The organism is Allorhizobium sp. NPDC080224 (assembly GCF_050281005.1).
GTDB lineage: Bacteria > Pseudomonadota > Alphaproteobacteria > Rhizobiales > Rhizobiaceae > Allorhizobium.
Window position 1 is genome coordinate 72962 of record NZ_JBNNWJ010000008.1, and the last position, 21779, is coordinate 94740.

General features: G+C 63.6%; 23 protein-coding genes. 8 read left to right on the forward strand and 15 right to left on the reverse strand.

Translation table 11 applies throughout. The features are described 5' to 3' along the window. The first annotated feature begins 6 nt into the window (after positions 1–6). The 3 genes from ACQKP1_RS24405 to traR all read left to right on the forward strand — a co-directional run bounded on the left by ACQKP1_RS24405 (position 7) and on the right by traR (position 3236). Entirely contained in the window at positions 7–1248 is a 1242-nt protein-coding gene (locus tag ACQKP1_RS24405; RefSeq protein ID WP_427277331.1) for a CaiB/BaiF CoA transferase family protein, read from the forward strand. Beyond that, complete coding sequence (locus tag ACQKP1_RS24410; protein ID WP_147180947.1) at positions 1245–2156, forward strand: hydroxymethylglutaryl-CoA lyase; 912 nt, start codon at positions 1245–1247, stop codon at positions 2154–2156. Before ACQKP1_RS24405 ends, ACQKP1_RS24410 begins: the two co-directional genes overlap by 4 nt. 375 nt (positions 2157–2531) lie before the next feature. Then, a complete protein-coding gene (traR, locus tag ACQKP1_RS24415) occupies positions 2532–3236 on the forward strand; it encodes an autoinducer-binding transcriptional regulator TraR (protein WP_427277332.1) in 705 nt (234 codons plus the stop codon). A gap of 3 nt (positions 3237–3239) precedes the next feature. Here traR and ACQKP1_RS24420 read toward each other — a convergent pair whose 3' ends face one another. From ACQKP1_RS24420 to traA, 5 genes are all read right to left on the reverse strand, one after another. After that, entirely contained in the window at positions 3240–3548 is a 309-nt protein-coding gene (locus tag ACQKP1_RS24420; RefSeq protein WP_427277333.1) for a transcriptional repressor TraM, read from the reverse strand. Positions 3549–3869: 321 nt separating this feature from the next. Continuing rightward, positions 3870–4499, reverse strand: a complete 630-nt coding sequence (locus ACQKP1_RS24425; protein ID WP_427277334.1) for a TraH family protein — start codon at positions 4497–4499, stop codon at positions 3870–3872. 15 nt (positions 4500–4514) lie between these two features. Further along, complete coding sequence (locus ACQKP1_RS24430; protein WP_427277335.1) at positions 4515–5678, reverse strand: conjugal transfer protein TraB; 1164 nt, start codon at positions 5676–5678, stop codon at positions 4515–4517. Between the two features lie 28 nt (positions 5679–5706). Then, a complete protein-coding gene (traF, locus tag ACQKP1_RS24435) occupies positions 5707–6216 on the reverse strand; it encodes a conjugative transfer signal peptidase TraF (RefSeq protein WP_427277358.1) in 510 nt (169 codons plus the stop codon). A gap of 17 nt (positions 6217–6233) precedes the next feature. Continuing rightward, complete coding sequence (gene traA / locus ACQKP1_RS24440; RefSeq protein ID WP_427277336.1) at positions 6234–9536, reverse strand: Ti-type conjugative transfer relaxase TraA; 3303 nt, start codon at positions 9534–9536, stop codon at positions 6234–6236. A 247-nt stretch (positions 9537–9783) separates the two neighbouring features. Here traA and traC point away from each other — a divergent pair, with 247 nt between their 5' ends. The 5 genes from traC to ACQKP1_RS24465 all read left to right on the forward strand — a co-directional run bounded on the left by traC (position 9784) and on the right by ACQKP1_RS24465 (position 13151). Continuing rightward, positions 9784–10089 (forward strand): conjugal transfer protein TraC, encoded by a 306-nt coding sequence (gene traC / locus ACQKP1_RS24445; RefSeq protein ID WP_427277337.1) that lies wholly within the window; start codon positions 9784–9786, stop codon positions 10087–10089. A gap of 4 nt (positions 10090–10093) precedes the next feature. Further along, the gene (traD, locus tag ACQKP1_RS24450; RefSeq protein WP_427277338.1) at positions 10094–10309 is read left to right on the forward strand and encodes a type IV conjugative transfer system coupling protein TraD; all 216 of its coding nucleotides are present in this window, start codon (positions 10094–10096) and stop codon (positions 10307–10309) included. Continuing rightward, the gene (traG, locus tag ACQKP1_RS24455) at positions 10296–12224 is read left to right on the forward strand and encodes a Ti-type conjugative transfer system protein TraG (RefSeq protein ID WP_427277339.1); all 1929 of its coding nucleotides are present in this window, start codon (positions 10296–10298) and stop codon (positions 12222–12224) included. The genes traD and traG overlap by 14 nt, the downstream gene beginning before the upstream one ends. A 250-nt stretch (positions 12225–12474) precedes the next feature. Further along, positions 12475–12732, forward strand: coding sequence for a WGR domain-containing protein (locus ACQKP1_RS24460; protein ID WP_427277340.1), 258 nt, complete (start codon positions 12475–12477; stop codon positions 12730–12732). A gap of 140 nt (positions 12733–12872) precedes the next feature. After that, entirely contained in the window at positions 12873–13151 is a 279-nt protein-coding gene (locus ACQKP1_RS24465) for an HU family DNA-binding protein (protein WP_427277341.1), read from the forward strand. A 41-nt stretch (positions 13152–13192) separates the two neighbouring features. On the opposite strand, the gene ACQKP1_RS24470 is transcribed toward ACQKP1_RS24465, so the two are convergent. The 10 genes from ACQKP1_RS24470 to ACQKP1_RS24515 form a co-directional block, all read right to left on the reverse strand. Continuing rightward, the gene (locus ACQKP1_RS24470) at positions 13193–13363 is read right to left on the reverse strand and encodes a hypothetical protein (protein ID WP_427277342.1); all 171 of its coding nucleotides are present in this window, start codon (positions 13361–13363) and stop codon (positions 13193–13195) included. 305 nt (positions 13364–13668) lie between these two features. Next, positions 13669–13986 (reverse strand): DUF736 domain-containing protein, encoded by a 318-nt coding sequence (locus ACQKP1_RS24475; protein WP_064334949.1) that lies wholly within the window; start codon positions 13984–13986, stop codon positions 13669–13671. Positions 13987–14796: 810 nt separating this feature from the next. Next, the gene (locus ACQKP1_RS24480) at positions 14797–15201 is read right to left on the reverse strand and encodes a type II toxin-antitoxin system VapC family toxin (protein ID WP_427277343.1); all 405 of its coding nucleotides are present in this window, start codon (positions 15199–15201) and stop codon (positions 14797–14799) included. Continuing rightward, positions 15201–15443 (reverse strand): type II toxin-antitoxin system VapB family antitoxin, encoded by a 243-nt coding sequence (locus ACQKP1_RS24485; RefSeq protein WP_427277344.1) that lies wholly within the window; start codon positions 15441–15443, stop codon positions 15201–15203. The genes ACQKP1_RS24480 and ACQKP1_RS24485 overlap by 1 nt, the downstream gene beginning before the upstream one ends. 147 nt (positions 15444–15590) lie before the next feature. Beyond that, positions 15591–16517, reverse strand: coding sequence for an ArdC family protein (locus ACQKP1_RS24490; RefSeq protein WP_427277345.1), 927 nt, complete (start codon positions 16515–16517; stop codon positions 15591–15593). Positions 16518–16835: 318 nt separating this feature from the next. Beyond that, positions 16836–17435, reverse strand: coding sequence for a hypothetical protein (locus ACQKP1_RS24495; protein ID WP_427277346.1), 600 nt, complete (start codon positions 17433–17435; stop codon positions 16836–16838). Between the two features lie 372 nt (positions 17436–17807). Continuing rightward, positions 17808–18188, reverse strand: coding sequence for a hypothetical protein (locus ACQKP1_RS24500; RefSeq protein WP_427277347.1), 381 nt, complete (start codon positions 18186–18188; stop codon positions 17808–17810). Further along, entirely contained in the window at positions 18185–19072 is an 888-nt protein-coding gene (locus tag ACQKP1_RS24505; protein WP_427277348.1) for a DUF7007 domain-containing protein, read from the reverse strand. The genes ACQKP1_RS24500 and ACQKP1_RS24505 overlap by 4 nt, the downstream gene beginning before the upstream one ends. Further along, positions 19069–19542: a hypothetical protein gene (locus ACQKP1_RS24510; protein ID WP_427277349.1), complete on the reverse strand. Its 474-nt coding sequence runs from the start codon at positions 19540–19542 to the stop codon at positions 19069–19071. The genes ACQKP1_RS24505 and ACQKP1_RS24510 overlap by 4 nt, the downstream gene beginning before the upstream one ends. Positions 19543–19640: 98 nt before the next feature. Beyond that, positions 19641–21491: a ParB/RepB/Spo0J family partition protein gene (locus tag ACQKP1_RS24515; protein ID WP_427277350.1), complete on the reverse strand. Its 1851-nt coding sequence runs from the start codon at positions 21489–21491 to the stop codon at positions 19641–19643. Positions 21492–21779 lie beyond the last annotated feature (288 nt).

A 21779-nucleotide genomic window follows, 5' to 3' on the forward strand; every position in this document is an offset into this window, starting at 1 on the left:
AGACAGATGTCCACCAGACACGAAGCCACACCGCCGCTTTCCGGCATCCGCATTGTCGAGATCGGCCATTTCATCGCCGCTCCGTTTGCCAGCCGTATTCTTGGCGATCTCGGGGCCGAGATCATCAAGATCGAGCCACCCGGGGGCGATCCTGTCCGCGGCTGGGGGGCACAATCCAGCGGCGCCTCGCTGTGGTGGAGCGTTCATGGCCGCAACAAGCGATCGGTGGTGGTCGACCTTAAGCAACCCGAGGGGATCGAGGCCGTGGCAAGGATCATTGCCCGGTCAGACGCGCTGATCGAGAACCAGCGCCCAGGCGGTCTGGCGCGGCTCGGTTTCGATCGTAGGCGGTTGCAAGAACTGCGGCCCGGTCTAGTCGTTGCCCATGTCTCCGGCTACGGACAGACAGGTCCGGCCCGCGACCGCGCGGCTTTCGGCGTCATCGGCGAAGCGATCGGCGGGCTGCGCCACCTGACAGACCATCCTCCTGGCACCACCGGCCTGCCGCCGCCGCGCGTCGGTATAAGCATCGGCGATTCGATCGCCGGTCTCTATGCGGTGATCGGGGTTCTTGCCGGACTCGTCCGCCGCAGCGCTCTGGCATCGCAGGGCCAGCCCGATGACGACATTTGCACCATCGACGTCGCGCTGACCGAGGCCGTTCTGTCGCTCATGGAAGGGGTGGTTACGGAATACGGCGCCCTCGGTCTAGTCCGCCAGCCCGTCGGCGCCCGCATCGCTTCGGCGGCACCGACCAATGCCTATCCGTCGAAGGATGGTCGCTGGGTCATCATTGCCGCAAATTCCGATCTGCTGTTCCAGCGGTTGATGGCACTGATCGGGCGCGGCGATCTGGCTGCAGACCCGGCACTGAAAAACAATGCCGGTCGCCTCGAGCATGTCGAATTGATCGACGCGGCGATCTCCGCCTGGTCCTGCACCTTCGACGCCAAGCGCCTGGCAGAAGTTCTGGCCGGGGCTGACATCCCCTCGACCCTGATCTACTCCGCCGCCGACATCGCCGGGGATTCGCAGTTCCGTGCACGCGGCATGGTCCGCGAAGTCAGCGATCCGCGCCATGGCACACTGCTTCACCCCGGCATCGTGCCGCATTTTCCCGACTCTCCCGGCACGATCCGCAGCACCGGCCCGGAGGTCGGACAGGATACCGAAGCGGTTCTCGCCGACATCGCCGGCTACACCGCGGCCGAGATCGAGCAGCTTCAGAAGAAGGGAGTGATTGCATGACTTCTGTCCAGATCGTCGAGGTCGGTCCGCGCGACGGGTTCCAGAACATTGGTCCCTTCATACCGACCGAAACCAAGATCGCCATGATCCGCGGCCTTGCGGCCGCAGGGGTGCGGCGAATGGAGATCACCTCGTTCGTCAGCCCGCGCGCCATTCCGCAGCTCGCCGATGCGGCCGAGGTGCTGGCCAATGTTCTGGCGCAGGGCGCCGTTCTGCCGCAGGTCCTGGTCCCCAATGCCCGCTACGGCCACAAGGCGATCGAGGCCGGGGCGCGTTTCCTGTCCTATGTCATCTCGGTTTCGGAAAGCCACAGCCGGTCGAACGTGCGCGTCGGACCGAACGAGGCCTTGGCCGACTACGCCCGGCTTGTGGCCGAGGCGCCGGCGGGGATCCGCATGCGGCTCAACCTTGCCACCGCTTTCCATTGCCCGTTCGAGGGCATGACCCCCGCTACGGCGGTGCTCGACCTTCTGGGCCGCGCGCTCGAGGTGCGCCCAGATGCCGAGGTTTGCCTCTGCGACACCACCGGCCGCGGCACGCCGGATCAGGTTGCGGCGCTGTTCGATTCTGTAATGACAGCCTTTCCCGAGGTCTCGACCTGGGCGATGCATGCACATGACACCTACGGCCACGGCTGGATGAATGTGCGGGCGGCCTACGAACGCGGCGTGCGCATCTTCGACTCGGCGATCGGAGGACTCGGCGGCTGTCCCTATGCGCCGGGCGCCAGCGGCAACGTTGCCACCGAGGATATCGTGCGTCTGTTCCAGAACTGTGGCGTGGAAACCGGCATGGACCTCGCAGCCCTACTGCCGCTTGGGGCTGCCGCTGCCGCGCTGCCGGGCGCGAATTGTAGCCACATTCCCGCTAACACAGAGACAAACACCGCACAAACCGGGCGCAAATAGAAGGATTGATGTAGCAACGTCTAGCCCAGGTGGCTCCACCCGACAACAGGGTGGAACCACCACGGCAATCAGCCTGAACTGTTTCTACTCGGTGAATGCCTGCTAAAGATCTCGACCCTCACCGTGAAATGGGATGGGCGCTGTCGGGAACTCCAAACATGAAGCTCATGCGCTATCGCTTGAGGCTGTCTGGAAGCACTTCTGTCGTATGTTTTTTCGTTGATCGGTGGTGGATCGCCCAGTTACATAGAAAGCGTCAGGCGTAGTTCACCGCCTACGGTTCAGCTGAAGGTGCCAAACTGCGGCACTACGGCGCTCTATCCGCAGAGGAATAATTTGACCTCTGCCCCCTGACGATCGATGATGGAGTTCTGAATGCAATACTGGCTGGACAAGTTGACCGATCTCGCCGCAATCCCTGGAGATGAAGGCATCCTTAAACTCGCCCTCGCAACCTTTACCGAGCAGATTGGGTTCGCAGGGTATGCCTATCTCAACCTCCAGCCGGGGCGCTCCGTCGCAATCTCCAATTATCGCCAAGAGTTTCAATCCGACTATTTCGCGCGAGGCTATCTTGCAATTGATCCCGTCGTTCGACGCGCGAAATCCCTGAAGCGGACCTTCACCTGGAGCGGCGAACACCAGACGTCAAGACCCTCCAAGGCCGAACGCTCCTTCTACGCGCATGCGGCCGACTTCGGGATTCGGTCCGGCATTACAATCCCCATCAAAGCCGCATACGGCTCCCTCGCGATATTCACGCTTGCCTCGGAGAAGCCGGTAATCGACTTGGACCGCGAGATCGACCCTGTCGAGGCCGCGTCCGCTGTCGCGCAGCTTCATGCCCGCATCGCCCTCTCTGAACCAGCCCCAAGTGTCGAGGAACCGATTGCTCTCGATCCCAAAGGGGCCGCCTATCTGAGCTGGATCGCCGTCGGCAAGACGATGGAAGAAGCCGCGGACCTCGAGGGCGTTAAATACAATAGCGTGCGCGTCAAGATCGCCGAAACGAAGAAGCGCTTCGACGTGCACACACTGACCCATCTGACCGCCGTCGCCATTCGCAGAAAGCTGATCTGAGCCTCAGTTCACTGATACTTTCGGAATATAGCCAAGGATGGTGACCAGCGTGTTCACCACATACATCTGCGCGTGCATTTCCATGCAAGCCTGGATGTAACTGAGATGCTGAGTGCCACCGGTTGCCTTACCGGATTTGTAGTCGTCGGGAAGGTTCTGGAAAAGCTGGTCTGCCTCCCCGACCAAACGTCGGTGGATTCGGATGGCGTCCACGGTCAGGCTCTCAAGGTCAGGCTTGGAGAGACCCTGCGTCAGCCCGACTGCAGCTCGGATCTCCATTTTTTCTTCTGACGATGTGGACTCCGATACCATTCGATTTCGTCTCCGGCTTGTCCGCGGTGCGCCCCCGCAAACGTTAATCCCTGATCCCAAGCCGGGGGTTGGAAACTGTACCTGGACAGTCCTGCGACCTTTAGTACCGGAGCACCTGGACATACGTCACAGGCCCCCGGCCAATCGGTCAGAGGATTCTGGTGCTGCAACGGCCAGCACCAACCGCCAGATAGAGGTTTCCACACCTCGGGGCAGCGCGTACTGCCCTATCCGCCCTTATAGAGGGCGGAAGCTGAATTCGCCAGTGCAAACATGCACATGATCAAGCAAGTCGTGCGGTGAATGTCGCGAGCATCAACGTCATTCAGCACCAATTCCGGAGAGATTGACACGGATGCCGGCCTTGTTTGGATCGCCATCGCGGGCCTCATCCCTGACGGGATCGCTCACGGCTTCCTCGGCAGAATCTGCCGACGGCTGGGTAGCATTGCTCGTGGGCTCCTCCTTGTCAGGTTCAGGCACCTGGACTTCACCAGGGTCCGGCGCCCGGAACACCGCTGTCCCCTCGAAGTATCCGCTCTGCCAGGCGATGATGGCGTCGTCGAACACCTGCGGCAGGGCTTCCTTGTCGGTGGGGTTGCCGTACCACTTCATGACGATGCGATAGACCTTGGCGAACAGGGCCGTGCCCATTTTCAGATTGGCGCAGGCGTCGACGATGTCCAGCTTGAGCTCGCCCGCCTCCATGATGCCGAGACCGGCCGGATACTGCGTGATCCCGACCCGTAGGCTGTTGCGGCCGATGTTCTGGCGGATCAGCTCCATGGCCTCGTCTGGCGTCGTCGGTTTCGGCACAAGAACGACGCGGTTTCCGGATCGGACGGTCACGGCAAGCGGATCCTGCGATCCTGCCCGCTCGATGAACTGTTCCACGATCGCCGGCTTCAGGCCGGGATCTGCGCATTGCTGGATGAGGGCGGAATCGACCATCCCGGTTTTCCTTTCTCACGTGTTGAAGGCCATGACGACGGGCAGATCGAAGAGCTTCGCCCAGGCGACGGTGCTCGCCTGCTGGATGGCGACGATGGACGTGCCCTTGGTCCACCAGCCGTTGCCTGTCGCGACGATAATGCCGGGACTCTGCAGCATCGACTGCACCACCGGCCAAAGGATGAGTTGCTCGTAGCAGATCAGCGGTGCGATCCTGATACCGTCGAGTTCAGCGGCCGGGTTCTCGAAGAAATGGGCACGAGCGCCGCCGCTTTGCCCTGTCCAGGCAAGCCACGGCTGCCACATGGAGACCGGAACGGGCATGCGTTCGCGATAGATGATCCTCACCTCCGCGGCCGAAACCACGACCATGACATTGTCATAGCCCTTGGCGTCGACGACTGCGGCGCCGGCGATGACGGTGATGTCGAGATCCCGTATTGCGTCCTGCCAGAGGCGCGCGACCGTCGGCGTCCAGAAGTCGAGCGCACTTTCGGGAAGGACGACGACGCGGGTTCCCTTGGCCGCCTCGCGCACCGTTGCGATCAGGTCACGGTGATACTCGAGCGATCCATCACGGCCGAGCATCTGGCCCTGTTCGAGGTCGACGGCTTCCCAGCCTTCCGGTAATTTCGGGTCCGTCCACGTGGCAGTGGACCAGAGCCAGACCCCTCCCAGGGCGATGGCCGCAGCCGGCCAAACTCGCGTCGTCATGACGAGAAGGCCGGCTGCCGTCGCGATAAGCCCCCACCATCCCCATCCCGGAAACAGGACGCCGGCTGACGTCAGCGGATGCGCCCATCCGGTGATGCCGAAGGGCGGCAACCCCGTGAGCACCGCCGCCACCAGATAGCGCAGCGCCCGTCCATTTCCCGGATGCCCCTTCCCAGACCGCTCCCTAACCGGCAGTGTCCAGGCCGCCGCATGCACGGCGACGAATGAGAAGGAGGCGCCCGTCCAAAGCAGCAACCCGGGCCAGAGATCGGAGGAATAGAAATTCGCGACGCCCTGCGGCAGGCCGCGTGAGGCGGCGAGGAAATAGCCTGTCGACACCAGCGCAGCGACAAGGCGCGAGGGCGCCATCGTCCAGAGCGCCGGAAAGAGCGTTGCCACCGGTAGGGCCAGCACATTGCCGCTCCAGCCGAGCCAGCCGCAGGCCACTGCGGCGATGATGAGCAAAGAGGATCGCCGACGCTGACCGGTGGGATCATGGATCGAAGATGATGACCGGGCGGGCAAGGCCGAGCAGGGCCGCAGCGGGGATTGGGCCGAAATATCGGGAGTCATAGGAGCTCGCAAAGGAAGAGTGGAGAAAGAGGTGTCCGGATGGCACGACACCGCCGGGATAGGGCGCGATCGCCCTGCCCTCGCCGTCCGTCTTCAGGACAGCGGATAGGTCGAGCGAACGGCCATCGATGACGACGTGATCGCCGATCTCGACATGCTGGCCGGGAAGTGCGGCGACGGTCTTGATGAGCGGCGCAAAGCCACCGGCACAGAGACCTCGGCGAAGATAGCCGCGCCGGCGCGCTTTCTCGAACAGTGGGTTCGCCGGCGGGCAGATGAAGACCAGATCTCCGGCTGCGACGGGACGGTCGAGCCTCTCGATCCGCCAGAGCCCGAGCGGCTCGCTCGGCGTCAGGTTCAGCCTGTATCCGCCGATCAGCCCGGCTATCGTGACACCAGCCATGATCATCGAAGCCGCACCAAGCAGCATGTTCACATGACGGCCGGTCACTGCTTCATCACCGGGCTCTGACGCTGGGTTTGACGCAATTCCTCCGCCTGCTTCAATGTTTCCACCGTCCGTTCATGTGCGGCGAGCTGCTGCGCCGTCCGCATGATCGGCCAGGCTTGCTTGAGCTCTTCGCGCTCCTTTGGCTGTAGACCGTCGGCGAGCTTCTCGAAGAGCAGACCGGCAGGCTCGCGGGCTGCATTGGTGAGCAGCGTGCGTTCGCCGAACCTCTCCGTGACGGCCTTGTTGAACCCGTCGATTTCGAGTTTGGTCTCGCGGTTGCTGAGCGCATAGGCCAGTGCGGCCGGAAGATCGTTTCGGTCGATCGCGTCGCGCACCCGCTCGAGCACCGCGCGGGCCGCCGGCGACAGCGCCGGAATGTCGATCGACACGCGCTGACGCAGCGCCTGCTCGGCCGCCGCCATGCGCTGTGTCGCGCTTTCGCGCATCTGGAGATAGCGTTCGAGGTCACGCTTCAGCGCCGGCACGTTGACCTCGGCCACACGGCGCGCCTCACGATCCGTCTTGCTGGCGAGCATGCCGGTCTTGCCCTTGAGTGGCCCGATCGACGCCGGCTCGGTGGCAAGTTTCTGTAGCGTCTGATTGGCCGCTTGTTTGTCGGCGAGAACTGCGTCGAAGTTCATTGCCCGGAAGGCCGCTTCCGGATCAGCGAAGACATAGCGGAAGCGGACGGAAACGTCCTCCCACTGCTTCCTCAACGCCGGGTCGGTATCGAGCCTCTCAGCGACCGTGTCCTGAACGGACGATGGGAATAACGTGACGCCGGCGACCATAGGTTTCGCCTCCTTCTTCGCTTGTGTTGTCGAGGATTGCCGCAAGCCGAGACGTTCGCCGAGCGCCCGAAGACGGTCGGTGAGATCGGCGAGCCTGTTCTTCTGGCGCAGCGTCCAGTCGAGTTGGTCGCGCAGCAGCGTGCGCGCGACCTGGGCGATGTGCAGGCCGCGGTTCTCGGCGAAACGAAGCGCCTGCCGGTAGAGCGTGCCCCGCTCGTAGTCGAGCGTGGTCTCCTTCGCGTTTTTCCGCGACAGGACCTTGGTCAACCCGCCGCTCAAATCAAACGACCGGCGCCCGAAATAAACCTGCAGATCCTCGCGATGACGGGTCATCGCGACATAGGTGAGGTGGCGGTCGAGCGACAGCGAAGCCAGCACCTTCACCCGGTCGACGGTCGCGCCTTGCGACTTGTGGATCGTCGTGGCGTAGCCGTGATCGAGATTGCTGTAGAACCGCTGCTCGACCGTCACCTGGCGCCGCTGATCGCCCTCGCCGACGATTACAACGATGCGGTTCGGCGCGGCCTCGATGACATGACCGATCATGCCGTTCTTGACGCCGAGCGATCCCTCGTTTTTCAGGAAGACGATCTGGTCGCCGGCATCGAAGTGGCGCGTGCCGTCGGCGGTCCGGAACGCATGCCCTGCCCCGACAATGCCGCGTTCGACCAGTTTTGCGCGGGCCAGCTCATTCAGCATGTGCACGTCGCGGCGCAGATGCGCCAGGATCAGCATCGACTTCTTCGGATCGAAGTCGTGGTTCCACGATGCGATCAGGCTCTCGACGGCTTCCGCCTTCAGCCTCTCGCCGATGACATGGCCACGGGTGCGATAGGCAAGAAGCGCCTGGTCGATATGCCCACGCGCGAGATCGAGCGAGGCATGCCGCATCCAGTCCTCGCGCTGGCGATAGATCGTCTCCAGTTCGGCGTAGCCGATGCGGTCGACGATGGCGCGGAAGGCAGCACCCGCCTCGATCGGCTGAAGCTGTTCGGGGTCGCCGATGAGGACGATCTTGGCGCCGGCCCTGACGACGGCATCGACGAAGCCGGCCATCTGCTTCGAGGCGACCATGCCCGCCTCGTCCATGACGAACACCGTCTTTGCGTCCAGCATGTCGCGCTGCTGTTTCCAGCGCAGCTCCCAGGAGGCGAGCGTGCGGCTCTGAATGCCGGCTTCCTTCTCGAGCCCCTCGGCGGCCTTGCCGGCAAGTGCCGCGCCGACCACGCGGTATCCGGCAAGCTCCCACGCCTCGCGGGCCGCCTTCATCATCGTGGTCTTGCCGGCGCCGGCGCGGCCGACGACGGCTGCGATCCGCGCCGAGCCCGCGACATGCTCGATCGCCGTCTTCTGCTCGCCCGAGAGCCGCGTATGGCGTGAGAAGACCGCCTCCAGCGGCGTCTCAGAAACGCCAGTCGTCTTCCGACCTGAGAGCCAGGTCGCCTGACGTGCCATACCTGCCTCGAGCCGGATCAGTTCGCGCGTGGTATAGCGAGCCTGCACACGCTCGCCGGTCGCAAAGTCGATGGTATCGCGCTGAAGGCGCAGCAATTCCGGGCTCTGCATGATGCGCGCCAGCAGCTGCTGGAAGACGCCGTAGTCGTCGACATAGCGGTGCAGCACCTTGGCGATATCAGCTTCGTCGAACACGCTCCTCTCGCGCGTGATGAGGTCGAGAACGATCTCCGGACGCCGCATGATACGACGGGCATTTTCGGTCCGGCGCGCCTCGTTCAGCTCCAGCCGTTCGAGCTCAGGACGGACGCCTTGGCTTTCCGCCTTTCGCTCGATCGCCTTGGCGCCGACGCCGAGGTGGATGGTGGGCTCAAGGTCGATGCCCTGCTTTTCGTAGGAGCGGCCATCGATGCGAAGATCGACGCCGTTCAGCGCCAGATGATGGTTCTGCCGCTCAAACCATCCATCGCGCAGGATATTGAAGTCATCGGTCGAACCGGCCCAAAGTTCATAGACGACTTTGCCGGCCTTAGTGCGCAGCGGTTGGCCGTCTTCGCCGATGACCGGTACCTTCTTCGCCCCGAAGCTATCCTCGGTCAGCGGACGCAATGTCGTCATCAGGTGGATATGCGGATTGCCGGGATTGTCATGGATGACCCAGTCCGCGACCATGCCCTTGGCGAGGATGTGCTTTTCGACGAAGTCTCGCACGAGCGCGATGTTCTGCTCGGGCGTGAGTTCCAGCGGCAGGGCGATGGTCAGGTCGCGGGCGAGCTGGGCGTCGGATCGCTTCTCGAACGCCTCGACCTTGTTCCAGAAGACTTCCGCGGCCCGGGAAATGGAACGGTCGGCGATCAGCATCCGCGCCCATTTCGGGGCATCGGCCGGAAGTACAAATTCCTCGTGCAGCAGCCCCCGCTTTCGGGTGTAGTCGATGGTGCGGGCTTCGCGCTCATATTCCATCTTCGCGCAGTGCCGATAGGCCGCAGACAACACCGCGCTGCGGCCGTCGCCGCGGCTGACGATGCTGGCTGAGAAGTGGGCGATGGCCACGGCGCAAGAAACTCCCGGTTCGAACCTCGTTCGTCGGGAGCGGCCAGGCCAGGTTGGGCCTCTGGGCAAGGCGTCGCGTCAGCGACGTATAATTGCGCCCTTGGAACCGCTCCTTCGGAACGGCGGGATGATCCTCCAAAGTGTCGGCTTTGCCGACGTGCAAATCTGCATGTTTCCCCGAAGGCGCATCCGGAGGAGTCTTGGCCTTGCGAACGCAGTGCCAGGACAGACAAGGAGTGCCACCGGAATGAAGAGACCGTCGTCGAAGATCAGGGAAGAAATCGCCAAGCTGCAGGATCAGCTGAAGCAGGCGGAGACGCGCGAGGCCGAGCGCATCGGCCGGATCGCGCTGAGAGCCGGTCTCGGCGAAATCGAGATCGACGAGACCGCATTGCAAGTGGCGTTCGAGAATATCGCCAAACACTTTCGCGGAGGCCAAGGGGCAACAACGCGCGTGGCGACGGACAAGAAGGATGCCGGCGGCGGAAGCATCGGCGCTTCGTCCACGACGGTCGGAACTGGCGCGGGCCAGGGCAGCGCTGGCGAGGCATGAGCGGATGGCCCGGACGATGACGACCGATGCGCGAAAGAAGGACACGCGCGAGAAAATTGAGCTCGGCGGGCTGATCGTCAAGGCCGGCCTGCGCTACGAGAAACGGGCGCTGCTGCTTGGACTGCTGATCGACGCGAGCCGGCGCATCAAAGACGACGATGCGGAGCGATCGCGCCTCACCGCAATCGGCGCGGAGGCCTTTGGCAATGACGGCGAATAAGCTCTTTCTCGTCGTCATTCCGGCCGCGACGATGATCACGGCCGCGATCGTCATGCCCGGCATCGAGCAATGGCTGGCGGCGTTCGGATCGACGCCGCAGACGAAGCTGATGTTCTGGCGCGTTGGGCTTGCTCTGCCCTATATTGCGGCCGCCGCAATCGGCGTGATGTTCCTGTTCGCCGCCAACGGATCGGCGAATATCAAGGGTGCCGGATGGGGCACTCTTGCCGGAAGCGGAATGGTGATCGTCATCGCCATGATGCGCGAAACGATCCGACTTCTCGGCATCGTCTCCAGCGTTCCGGCAGGACAGTCGGTCCTCGCCTATGCCGATCCGGCGACGATGCTCGGCGCAGCCACCGCATTCTTCGCCGGCGTCTTCGCGCTGCGGGTCGGGCTCAGAGGAAATGCCGCGTTCACGAAGCCGGCCCCTCGGCGCATCCATGGCCAGCGGGCAATCCATGGCGAGGCCGACTGGATGAAGTTACCTGATGCCACGAAACTGTTTCCGGAGAGCGGCGGCATCGTCATTGGTGAGCGTTATCGTGTCGACAGGGACAGTGTGGCGGCCATGCCGTTCCGGGCCAGCGAGGCGCCAAGCTGGGGTGCGGGCGGCAAGTCTCCGCTGCTCTGCTTCGACGGCTCGTTCGGTTCGTCGCATGGCATCGTCTTCGCCGGCTCCGGCGGCTTCAAGACGACCTCGGTGACGATCCCGACCGCGCTCAAATGGGGCGGCGGCCTGGTCGTGCTCGACCCGTCGAGTGAGGTCGCACCGATGGTCGCCGATCATCGGCGCAAGGCCGGCCGAAAGGTAATCGTACTCGACCCGGCTTCCCATAGCACGGGCTTCAACGCGCTCGACTGGATCGGAAAGTTCGGTGGCACGAAGGAAGAGGACCTCGTCGCGGTGGCGACCTGGATCATGACCGACAACGCGCGGACAGCGTCGGCCCGCGACGACTTCTTCCGCGCGTCCGCCATGCAGCTCCTGACGGCGCTGATCGCCGACGTCTGCCTGTCCGGCCATACGGACGAGAAGGATCAAACGCTGCGCCGTGTCCGGGCGAACCTTTCCGAACCGGAGCCAAAGCTGCGCGAGCGGCTGACGCGCATCCACGAGCAGTCAGGGTCCGACTTCGTGAAGGAGAACGTTGCGGTGTTCGTCAATATGACGCCGGAGACGTTTTCCGGCGTCCACGCCAATGCAGTCAAGGAAACCCACTGGCTCTCCTACATGAACTATGCGGCCCTCGTGTCCGGCGACAGTTTCTCGACCGACGATCTCGCGGAAGGCGGAACGGACGTGTTCATCGCCCTCGACCTCAAGGTGCTCGAAGCGCATCCGGGACTGGCGCGTGTGGTGATCGGCTCGCTGATGAACGCCATTTATAACCGCAATGGCGAGGTCAAAGGACGCACGCTGTTCCTGCTCGACGAAGTCGCCCGCCTCGGCTACCTCCGCATCCTCGAAACGGCGCGGGACGCCGGCCGGAAATACGGCATCACGCTCACCATGATCTTCCAGTCGATCGGCCAGATGCGCGAGGCCTATGGCGGCCGTGACGCGACGAGCAAATGGTTTGAATCCGCCTCGTGGATCTCGTTCGCGGCGATCAACGATCCGGATACGGCGGACTACATCTCGAAGCGCTGCGGCGACACCACGGTCGAGGTTGATCAGACGAACCGCTCCACCGGAATGAAGGGATCGTCACGGTCTCGATCCAAACAACTCAGCCGCCGGCCGCTGATCATGCCGCATGAGGTGCTACGCATGCGCAGCGACGAACAGATCGTTTTCACATCAGGCAATCCGCCGCTGAGATGCGGTCGCGCCATCTGGTTCCGGCGTGAGGATATGATGGCGTGCGTCGGGCAGAACAGGTTTCATCGCGAAAGCGAGAAGAAGAGATGAGTGCCGTGCTCGAACAGGAGTGGCTTGGCGCCCGCGACCGGTCGCACCGCGAGAGGATCGCAACCCGCATGGGACGAAACCGCGTGGCGGGTTCGGTGCGCTTTAGCGCATAGAGCCGTGGGGCAAAGCCTCCTCGCCCGCTCCCCCTCCTTTCTTCGAAAGTGAACCCATCAGCAGCTTGAATCAATGACACTGAATCGATTCACGGAAGTCGTTGGACGCCGGTTCCGGAAGACGCGAGAATCCGGGCATGCAAAACGAGAAAACAGGCCCGGTTCAGCTTCACCGGATTGACGCAGGCCAGAACATGCGGCGCTTCTATATGCTCGCGATCCAGCCGACCCTATTTGGAGGCGCCTCTGTCATCCGCAACTGGGGCCGGATCGGATCTTCCGGCCAGACGATGATGGAAACCTTCGACAGCCAGGAAGAGGCGAACACGGTGCTGACGCGCCTGGAGCGCACGAAACGAAAGCGGGGCTATCGCGACGCTCACCGTGCCAAATAGCCGACCTTGAACATCCCAAGCCTTCTGTTTCCTGTGGTTTTCTCGCATGTGGCAGCACTTCCAGCATTCGCGCGTCTATCGGCGCCGCACCTTCATCGTCATACCTGAAGGACATCCATGAGCAGCGGAGATTGTCCTTTATGACCACCACCAACGAAATCGCCGACAAGATTGCCGCTGAGCAGAACCTGAGCAAGGCACAGGCCAAGGCCATCGTCGAAAGCGTGTTCAGCCAGATCGCCGAGGCAGCAAAGAGCGGCGCGGAAACGTCGATTCCATCCTTCGGCAAGTTCAAGGTCAAGGAGACCCCGGAGCGCGAGGGCCGCAATCCCGCGACAGGTGCGACGATCAAGATCGCCGCTTCGAAGAAGCTGACGTTCACGCCGGGCAAGGCGGTCAAGGACGCACTGAACGGCTGAGGCGAATGGGCTGCTGAGATCAGCAGCCCTATGGAAGTCTCCTAGAAAGGAGGCTCCCCGCTGATGCGGCCGTCCTGTTCGGCTTCAACGACGGCAAGCTCGGCCAGCACAAGCTCCAGCTCCGCCGCAATCTGGCGGCGCTCGCTCGCGTCCAGAACGGCCTTGAGCTCAGCTTTCAGTTCCTCGATTTGCATTTCGAGAGAAATCGTCATCGTCGTCTCCTTGATGTTTGTGAAAGACGACGCCGCGCGTCATGGCGGAGCGGAGGAGTCCAGGATCGCGGAACGCGACCGCCGGAGGCGGCGAGTGGGGGAGCCGAAATGCGCGAGCATTTTGGGGGCACTGCTCGTCCTCGACGCCTTTGGTCCGCCATGGCATCCTCCGGCGATCTGAGCAGATCCCACCTCACCGTATCGCACCCGAAAAGCCGGACGCGGGCTCGATGCCCACGACCGGCTTCCTCATGCGGCATAAGAAGGAGAGCCCCGCCTGATGGCGGAGCTCCCTGGGGTGGCGATCAGGCCTCCCGCTTCGGGCGGTTCCAGATGAGAGCGTATTCCCCCTCCTTCTCGCTCGGCCAAAGCGCCGCGGTGATCGGGGCGTTGAAGCTCGGATCGTCCAGCTTGACCGAGATGTATTCCTCGCCGTCGTTGGAGACGGCCTTCCAGCCCGCGCCGACCTCGACCCCGTTGCCGGCGGTGATGCGGAAGTCCGGGGCGTCGCGCGAGACGCGCTCGATCGGGTTCAGGCGGGCCTTCATGCTGACGGTGAGAGTGCGGACGTTGCCGATGATGGAGTTGTTGCCGTTGGTGGTGAATTCGCCGATGACTGCCATGATCTGTTCCTTTTCCGGTTTATTCGGGCCGCGCCTGTCGCGGCCTTGATGGCGGTGTAAGGACCGGGGGCGATCGACGCCGCACCCCTTCTGGGCCGGAACGGAGTGGAGGACGGCAGGGAGCGGCTTTCTTGGGCATCGCGAGGAATGCGAACGCAGTGCGCAGGGGAAGAAAGCAGCAAGCGGCCGTTGCGGGATGGCGATTGAGACGAAGTCGTCCTTCGGTCACACCAGATCCATCGAGGTCTGCGTGGGTGTGGCCTATGCTTCAAACGGGAAGGGATCTGGATCATGGCCCGCGTTTCATCGGCGATCTCCGACGGCGACCGCAGTGATGGCATCAAACTCACAACGGCTGCCGTCTGCACGGCCCGCCGATTCCGTCGATCCCTCACCGACGCCCCCATCAGCATCGTGTTGATGGCGAATGCACTGATCGGGCGCCGAGCGCACGGCGGCTCCTGCACCGGGCGCGTATTGTCGGGCAAGCGGGCGACGCTGGATTTGCCGCAGATCATCGGACGCAGACCCCTGCGGAATGGAGGGGAACGCTTTGAAACGACCAGGCGCGGGGCAAGCCTCTATCGGCCACACCAGATCTCCCCGTCGAGGCAGGACTCATTCCCTGCTCCTGCCAGCCGCTTCGGTCCGATCAGAAGGGCTTACAAGGGAGGACCGGCGATGCTGAAACGCGCCCTTAGACGCCGCTCGGCGAAATGTGCTTCGGCCTGTTCGTCGGGGGTGTCCGCCCGGGAATCTTCCAGAGCCTCCTGCACCTTCGCCCGGAACCAGCCGGCATGGCTGACCGGGTCAGGGTACGGTGTCGATGTCTGTCTGTCTGAACTCATCTGCCGTGGCCAGAATGGGCACATTGTAATATTTGGCGCATGCGTAATGAAGGCAATCACCGAGATTGAGGCCCCGGCGGCCCGCGCGGTAACGATGCGCGGCGGAAAGAGCGATCCGGGTCGTCGCGTCCGCAGGCGGCAGATCGCGGATTTCGATTCCGCGCTCGTCGAGGAACTCGATGACGATCGGTTCCACGTCCGTCACTGCAAGGCCAAACTTGTCGGGGCGGGCAAGGCCGAGCACGGCCTCAAGTACGGCAACCGGGGACGTGAAGGCGGCCTTCGCCGACGCGATCGCATCGGAAACGCGCTCGGCTTCCGGCTCGTCGGAGAGAAGCGCGATGATGGCGCAGGCATCAACGAACATCAGCTTTCCCACAATTCGTCATAGGCTTCGCGCGGAAGCGGCTGCCTGGCAGCAGCGCTGAGCACGACACCGTGCTGCTCGCGCAGCCGGGCGGCGGTCTGCAGCGGGGTCTCCGCGTGACGGCGGCGCTCGATCGCCTCCTTCATGGCAATCACGATCGCGTCGGTAATACTGACGCCAGCCATATGGGCAAACTTGCGCGTGAGCGCGTCCGCTTCCGGATTGTTGACGTTGATCGGCATGGTCGCTCCATGTAGATAAATTCAGAAAATAATGTAGATCGCCTTGCCTCTATCCGCAAGGTTCATTCAACGGCTGACGAGAACGATTGCAGGACGGGATAGGGAAAGGCGGATCGCCGTCCCCTTCCACGATCGGAGCATGACGTATCAGGCTGCCTCCCGCCCGGTGTCCACCTTTGGCTGGAGATCGTGAAGATAGGCGACGGCGCGCTGCGCATGTGCCGCCGCCTGAAAAATCGCCCGCTTGTCGGAGCCAAGAATTGCGGCCCAGCTCTGGATATAGGCGGCGTGGTCCTGTCGCGGCTCCAGTTCCGGCACGATGCCGAGATCGGCGCAAAGCATCGCCGAGCCAAGTTCCACGAGCATCTCCTCGAAGGCCCTCTCGCGACGATCCTTGTGATAACGGCTGAGGTCCCTGTTCAACCGATCGGGGCCACCTGCCCAATGCAGCGTTTCGTGGGCTCGGATGGCAACGAAGGACGCCATGTTCCAGAACTGTTCGGGCCGCGGCAACTGGATGTGGTCGGTGGCGGGAGAATAATAGGCTTTGTCTCCGCCATAGCGCACGACCGCACCCGTATTGTCGAAGAAGCGATCGGCGTGCTCGATGCGCTCCAGTGGTTCCGTAACCGGTTCCGGCCGACGGTAATAGTGGTCCGGAAGACCCTCTATCTGATCGCAGTTGAAAACACTGTATGCCTTGAGGAACGGGATATCGCGCTCAACCTCGCCGCCGCAGGCATCCTTCTCTGTCTTCGTAAAGCGGCTGGCGTAGACCACGGCCGCGCCGCTCTCGCCCTTGCGCACGTGAGCACCGAGCTCGTTAGCCTGGCGCAGCGTCATCCAGGTCGCCGACGTGAAGCCATTGGCGACGCTCTCCGACCAGAGAAGCAGCACGTTGAGCCCCGTGTAGGGCTGGCCGTTATGGCGCAGCGGCCGGCTGACGCGACCGGACAAATTGTCGGCGCTCCAGGGCTGCACCCAGGGGCGCACGCCCTTTTCCAGATCGGCGACGATCCTGTCCGTAATGCGCGCATAGATGTCGGTGCGCGCGCTGTTTTCCTTGCCTCTCATTTTCGAAACCTCCTTGTCTGGAGGCCGCGTCCATCGCGGCCCCGTCACGGAGGTCCGCCGCCGGGGACGGGGTCAGGCCCGCGCATCCGAAAGGACCGGAACGAAGAGGAGGACGGCGAAGCCGTTGCGCGGACCGGCGTACCCTGGCAGGACCGCCGAACGGGACGGGCCGCGATGTGTCGCTTGCCCCTGCGCCAGGATTTTTCTTCCACATTTCTTCGTCTCGCTTCGCCTCGACCTCCGCACAAGGAAAGGCCGCCTCCAACGAAGACGGCCTCGATGTGGTAGCGGCGGAGCCTGAGCCCCGCCATGATGGCCTCAGTCGAAGGCCGACATCTGCGCCGCAGCCGCCTTGCGGTCGAGCTTCTCACCGGGATTGTCGACCGGCCGGTCGAAGGGCTTCCAGGTTTCGCCGACGATCTGCTCGTAGGCGGAAACAGCACCTTCGGCGGCCATCCGGAGCGCATGCGCCTGGATCCCCATGTCGGCGGCAAACTCCCGCTTGCGCTGGGCGGCGCTGTCGTAGCCAACGGGACCGTCGAGATCCTCGTCGCGGGCATCCGCCGCACCCTTGGCGGTGGCATCACGCGCCTCGGTGACGGCTTTGCTGTAGAACTGACCGGCGCCGTGGGCCGATCCGACATAGGCGCCGACGATGCGCTGCAGATGGATCAGCATCGCCCGCTCTCCGAGACCATCGGCAAGCATGTTCGCGGTCTCGACGATCAGGCGTTCGTGCAGGTCGCGGATACCGTCACTGTCGAGAATGGCCGTGCCGAAGCTTTCGGCAATCCGGAGCGCCTGGGCTTCGTCGGGGCATGTCAGGCGGACCATTTCGATGGTGGCGCCCTTGCGGAGTTGCACGACACGGGCGGAGGGGCGAGCGGTTTGACGCGACTGAGTTGTGGGCTTTGCCATGGTGATATCCTTTTCGGTTTTCCCGAAGCGGTTCCGGCCCCTTGGCCGGTCTGCCCTTCGGTGCGGTCGAAAGGAACCGGCGGACGACGGGCGGTTCAGGGTCCGGGCAGGCCAAATCGAGCGGAGCCGGCGCGCGGGCAAGCGGGGCCTTGGCTCTGCGAAGTCCGCGTGCCTGCTTTGCGACGAGCGGCTTGACAGGCCGCCATGCGGCGCGACAGCGGCCTTGAATCGAACGGGCGCCGGTTCAGACCGCCACGAAACCGAAGGGCAGACCGGCAAGGGGAGACTGCAGACACAGAAGCCGGAATGGAAACCAAGCAAGGGCCCCGCCACATCAGAGTCGCCCCGCACCGCCTGGCCGCCGGCGCGGCCTCAGCCAATTCGCGGACAGGGGTTACCGATCGTTTCCGTTGGCTCATACCTCCGCTCGGCCAGGCCACCAGGCGGCGAGGCACGACCACGCAATGACGCGATTGCCGCCTCCTGCCGCGCGAGCTTTCGAGAGAGGGCATCGATCTCCGGCTGGCGTTCGGCGGTGATCGCGGCAAGATTGCATCGATAGCGGGTCAGGAAGGCTTCCGGCTCGGGCGGTTTGCCCCGCCGGTATGTGGTCCGGCGCCGCCCGAGTGACGGGATAAGAGCGGTCATCTTGCGGATGATCTGGCGCTCGATCATGTCGAGTTGGTGCCGAGTCTGCCGGCAGGCGTCCTCCATACGGCGAAGTTGCGCTTGACGATCAATTGAGGGGATCATGCCGCATCCCTCCCCGACCATGAAGCGAAGCTCGATGGGCCGTCATAGACCGCATGCCGCGTCTCATCGATGACGAAACCGAAACGGTCCGGCTCATATTCGGCAGACGGCACGAGAAAACGCCGCTCCTCGCCGTTAGGCTCCCGCAGGCCACCGCGCGTGGCGATCACCTCGGTCATGCCGGGACGATGATCGGACCGGATGGCGGAGATGACGATCCAGTCCCCGGCATGGGCCGCCTCGAATGCGCGGCGGTCCTTTACATGGGATTCGCCGGCAGAAAGGATCGTACCGAAGATCGCTTCCCAGGCGTCCGGCCACCAGTCCTTGATGGACCGTTCGGCGCAGCCCTGCTCGAAGCTCGTGAACAGATCCGGAAAGGTGATCGCGACGATCGCCCAGGCGCAATCTTCCTCATAGAAGCCGCCCTCTGACCGCAGCAGCGGGTGAACCTTGCGGTTGCGCTCGGCCGAGAGCTTGAAGCCGCCGTGACCGGCGGTCGAATGGCACTCGACGCCCTCCGTATAGACGGTCGTGCACTGCGACATTCCCCACGGCGTATGGGCGCGCGTATGGATCTCTGAACGGCCGAGGGCCTGCATTTCGCGCTGATGCTCGGCGTTCTCGACCACACGCGCGCGAAACGCCGCTTCGTCGGCGAGTTCACCGGCATGCCCGTAGAAGTCCGACCGCCGCCACTCGGCGAGCGGCCGGGCGATCTTCCCGCCGAGGCCAAGAAAGTGCCGCCCGGTACGACCAGGCAACATTGCGAACGCCGTGTCGCCAACGCGGGCGACCGGAAACCCATCGGCGGATCGGACAAAGGATACCCGCGGAAACCCGGCGGTGGCACTGGCTTCGGTCATGACAGGGCTGGTGCTCATGCTGCAGCCCTCCCTTCCACAACATCGGCTGCGACCTCGTCCGCGGTGACGACCTCGAGCACGGCATCCCGGTAGCCGTGCCGGGACAGCCATTCCTCCGCAGCCTGGCGGTTGACGGCGAGGTGAACCAGTTCGGCATGTTCGCCCGGCCGGTCGAAGACCCGGCAACTGCCGATGGCGGGACGCTCGACAATCGTAAACCGAAGACCGGATTCCAAAGAGAAGGTCCGATGAACACGGATGGTGATGACGCCGCTAGCGCCGTGGTCGCCTTCATGAAGCGTAAAACTCGCCGGCAGGATGATGCTGCCGCCGACGTGTTCGCCCTGCTTGCGGATCAGGCGGCCGCTGCTGTTGGTGGTCTGCCATGCAGACAGCTTCCTGCGATGGCGTTCGGGTGGACGCGGCGTGCCGTCCGACCAGGCGATGATCGAGCCGATGGGTGCCTGAAATGCGAGATGCGCGGACATTCGAATTCTCCCTGAGTTTGAGGGTGCTGGAAACAAAACCGCCGCCGGTGGAGAACATCGGCGGCGGAACATCATTTGGAAGAAAAGTGAGGGGGCGGCTATTCCGCCGCGATCCCGTAGGCGTCCTGCCCGTCGTCAGGATCGGTTGCCACCGGAGCGCCGTCGAAGGTGTCGGGCAGATCGTCCTCGTCTTCGAACGGATCGAGAGCCTCATCTTCCGTGGCGGTGCTGCCATCCTGCCGGGCGGCTTCGGCACTATCGTCCCCGGCCTCCACATCGACCGCCGCGCCTTCGACCGTGTCGCCGTGAGAGCCACCCTCGGTGACGGCAGCTTGGGACTGCTCGTCGTCGAGAATGTCGGCATGCCTGATCAGATCGGCGACATCTTTCGGATCGGGCGCGAAGAGGGCGGACGAATGGACGAAGTGGCCTTGCGTGAAATGCTCAACCAGAGCAGCACGGGTCTCCCGCACCTTCTGGCGCGGTAGGACATTGGCCTCCTTCGCGGCCGCTTCCAGCGCCTGCCGAGACAGGCACAACAGGAACTCTTCCGAGCCCATGTTCGTGAGGTACCCGTCGGCGCCGATCGCTTCACCGGCAATGGGGGAAACGACACCGCTGTTCGACATGCCACGGCGGCACGACAGGACTTCGATCAGCATGGAGCGGGCAGCGACGCGCACGGTCTCCATGTCGAAAGAGAGCTTTCCGTCCTCGGAGAACAGGCGGGCGGCATGGCGCCTGAACCGCTTCGGCCCGAACACAGTGTCGCTGGCGCCGGAATCGACACGGACGTTCTGGCCGGCGAAAGCGAGAACGAGTAAGGCCATCAGCATGTCGTCCTCGATCGGTGCGCGGCCGAGTGCTTCATGCAGGGCGTCGGTGCGGAAATCGCCGATCATGTCGTGGCCCTTCTGGGTGACGTCGGGGCGCGGCTTCGGCGCATCGATGATCGTATCCTCGTCGGAAACGACCTGACCGCCTGCCGTAGATGCCCCGTCCTTGCCCTTCGCTTGTCTATGATCTTCCGGCATCCGGAAGGCGACCGACTGCACCTTGCCGTCCCTGTCGAGATACATGGCCACATGGTCGGACTTCGACGGCTTGCCGTAGACCCGTTCGGCCTTCTTCGGCAGTTCCGGCTGGCCCCAATTGTTGACCTCAACGATCGCGCCCTTCTTCGGAAGGTTGCTCGTCATCCATTCCTGCTGGGCACCGAGGAAAGCTTCGACATTGGCAGTGTAGCGAGTGTCTTCGTCTGCGGGCGCGAAGAGATCCTCCACCCACTCGATGCCATAGGCTGCGGCTAGGTCGTCGCCGAAGCTCGCATCCTTGGCAAACATCCGCGTCTTCGAAAGTGCACGCGAGATATTGTGCCAATCGGCCCGCTCGTTCTTCTTCGGCTTCAGCGCTTTCCAGGCCTCCTTCTGCTCGTCCAGCGACGCGGCGGCAATGGTGCGAAGCTGCTGCTCGTTCGGCATGTCGCCGAGCGCCATGTGATCGAGCATAGCCGGCAGCACATTGGCCAGCAGCCTGAGTTTCCTGATCTGGCGGACCGGCAGGGCGAGTGCGACGGCGATAGCTTCCTCGGTCCAGCCCAGGGCGATGAGCCGCTCTGTGCCCCTCCATTGGTCCACGGCACCCAGCGGTTCACGGGCGATGTTTTCGACCATGGAACGCATGGCGCCATTGTCGTTGGCCGCCTCGCGGACGATCACCTCGATTTCCTCGAGGCCGGCGGCGATCGCCTGTCGGACGCGGCGATGGCCGGCCTGGATGATATAGCCGTTGCCTCCGTCGGTCTCCGGCGACACGACCGGCGGCTGGATGATGCCGACCGCCTTTACCGTCGCCAGCAGCAGCGCATCGGCTTGGGGCGAGGATTTGGAACGCCGCGCGTCGTCGGGATTGTCCTTCAGCGCACGGGGATCAAGTTTCAGGATCTGCATGGGATTTGCTCCTTCCGGGGTTTCGGGGCGGCGGTCGCCACCCCTTGCTGTCTTCAGTTCTTTCCGAAGACAGCTCCCGGAACGCAGGGCGGGCGGACCGGCGCAACTGCGTCCGAGCGGCCCTGACCGTCAGGGCGAGCGGGGCGAAGCGCCTTGCGAGAACGATGGGCAGGGGTGCGCAGGACGCGGTTGAGCGTCAGCGGCGACGGGAAGGCCGGTCTGCGAGAGGATCTTTTCCTTTCCTCTTTTCTTTCTCCCCCTGTTTGTTTCACGAAGGGTGCGGGGATG

What these genes read in the sequence shown, in the direction of transcription:
- ACQKP1_RS24405 (WP_427277331.1), top strand. Translation starts at nt 7, where the DNA reads ATGTCCACCAGACACGAAGCCACACCGCCGCTTTCCGGCATCCGCATT.
- ACQKP1_RS24410 (WP_147180947.1), top strand. Translation starts at nt 1,245, where the DNA reads ATGACTTCTGTCCAGATCGTCGAGGTCGGTCCGCGCGACGGGTTCCAG.
- traR (WP_427277332.1), top strand. Translation starts at nt 2,532, where the DNA reads ATGCAATACTGGCTGGACAAGTTGACCGATCTCGCCGCAATCCCTGGA.
- ACQKP1_RS24420 (WP_427277333.1), bottom strand. Translation starts at nt 3,548, where the DNA reads ATGGTATCGGAGTCCACATCGTCAGAAGAAAAAATGGAGATCCGAGCT.
- ACQKP1_RS24425 (WP_427277334.1), bottom strand. Translation starts at nt 4,499, where the DNA reads ATGGTCGATTCCGCCCTCATCCAGCAATGCGCAGATCCCGGCCTGAAG.
- traF (WP_427277358.1), bottom strand. Translation starts at nt 6,216, where the DNA reads ATGCTGCTTGGTGCGGCTTCGATGATCATGGCTGGTGTCACGATAGCC.
- traC (WP_427277337.1), top strand. Translation starts at nt 9,784, where the DNA reads ATGAAGAGACCGTCGTCGAAGATCAGGGAAGAAATCGCCAAGCTGCAG.
- traD (WP_427277338.1), top strand. Translation starts at nt 10,094, where the DNA reads ATGGCCCGGACGATGACGACCGATGCGCGAAAGAAGGACACGCGCGAG.
- traG (WP_427277339.1), top strand. Translation starts at nt 10,296, where the DNA reads ATGACGGCGAATAAGCTCTTTCTCGTCGTCATTCCGGCCGCGACGATG.
- ACQKP1_RS24460 (WP_427277340.1), top strand. Translation starts at nt 12,475, where the DNA reads ATGCAAAACGAGAAAACAGGCCCGGTTCAGCTTCACCGGATTGACGCA.
- ACQKP1_RS24465 (WP_427277341.1), top strand. Translation starts at nt 12,873, where the DNA reads ATGACCACCACCAACGAAATCGCCGACAAGATTGCCGCTGAGCAGAAC.
- ACQKP1_RS24470 (WP_427277342.1), bottom strand. Translation starts at nt 13,363, where the DNA reads ATGACGATTTCTCTCGAAATGCAAATCGAGGAACTGAAAGCTGAGCTC.
- ACQKP1_RS24475 (WP_064334949.1), bottom strand. Translation starts at nt 13,986, where the DNA reads ATGGCAGTCATCGGCGAATTCACCACCAACGGCAACAACTCCATCATC.
- ACQKP1_RS24480 (WP_427277343.1), bottom strand. Translation starts at nt 15,201, where the DNA reads ATGTTCGTTGATGCCTGCGCCATCATCGCGCTTCTCTCCGACGAGCCG.
- ACQKP1_RS24485 (WP_427277344.1), bottom strand. Translation starts at nt 15,443, where the DNA reads ATGCCGATCAACGTCAACAATCCGGAAGCGGACGCGCTCACGCGCAAG.
- ACQKP1_RS24490 (WP_427277345.1), bottom strand. Translation starts at nt 16,517, where the DNA reads ATGAGAGGCAAGGAAAACAGCGCGCGCACCGACATCTATGCGCGCATT.
- ACQKP1_RS24495 (WP_427277346.1), bottom strand. Translation starts at nt 17,435, where the DNA reads ATGGCAAAGCCCACAACTCAGTCGCGTCAAACCGCTCGCCCCTCCGCC.
- ACQKP1_RS24500 (WP_427277347.1), bottom strand. Translation starts at nt 18,188, where the DNA reads ATGATCCCCTCAATTGATCGTCAAGCGCAACTTCGCCGTATGGAGGAC.
- ACQKP1_RS24505 (WP_427277348.1), bottom strand. Translation starts at nt 19,072, where the DNA reads ATGAGCACCAGCCCTGTCATGACCGAAGCCAGTGCCACCGCCGGGTTT.
- ACQKP1_RS24510 (WP_427277349.1), bottom strand. Translation starts at nt 19,542, where the DNA reads ATGTCCGCGCATCTCGCATTTCAGGCACCCATCGGCTCGATCATCGCC.
- ACQKP1_RS24515 (WP_427277350.1), bottom strand. Translation starts at nt 21,491, where the DNA reads ATGCAGATCCTGAAACTTGATCCCCGTGCGCTGAAGGACAATCCCGAC.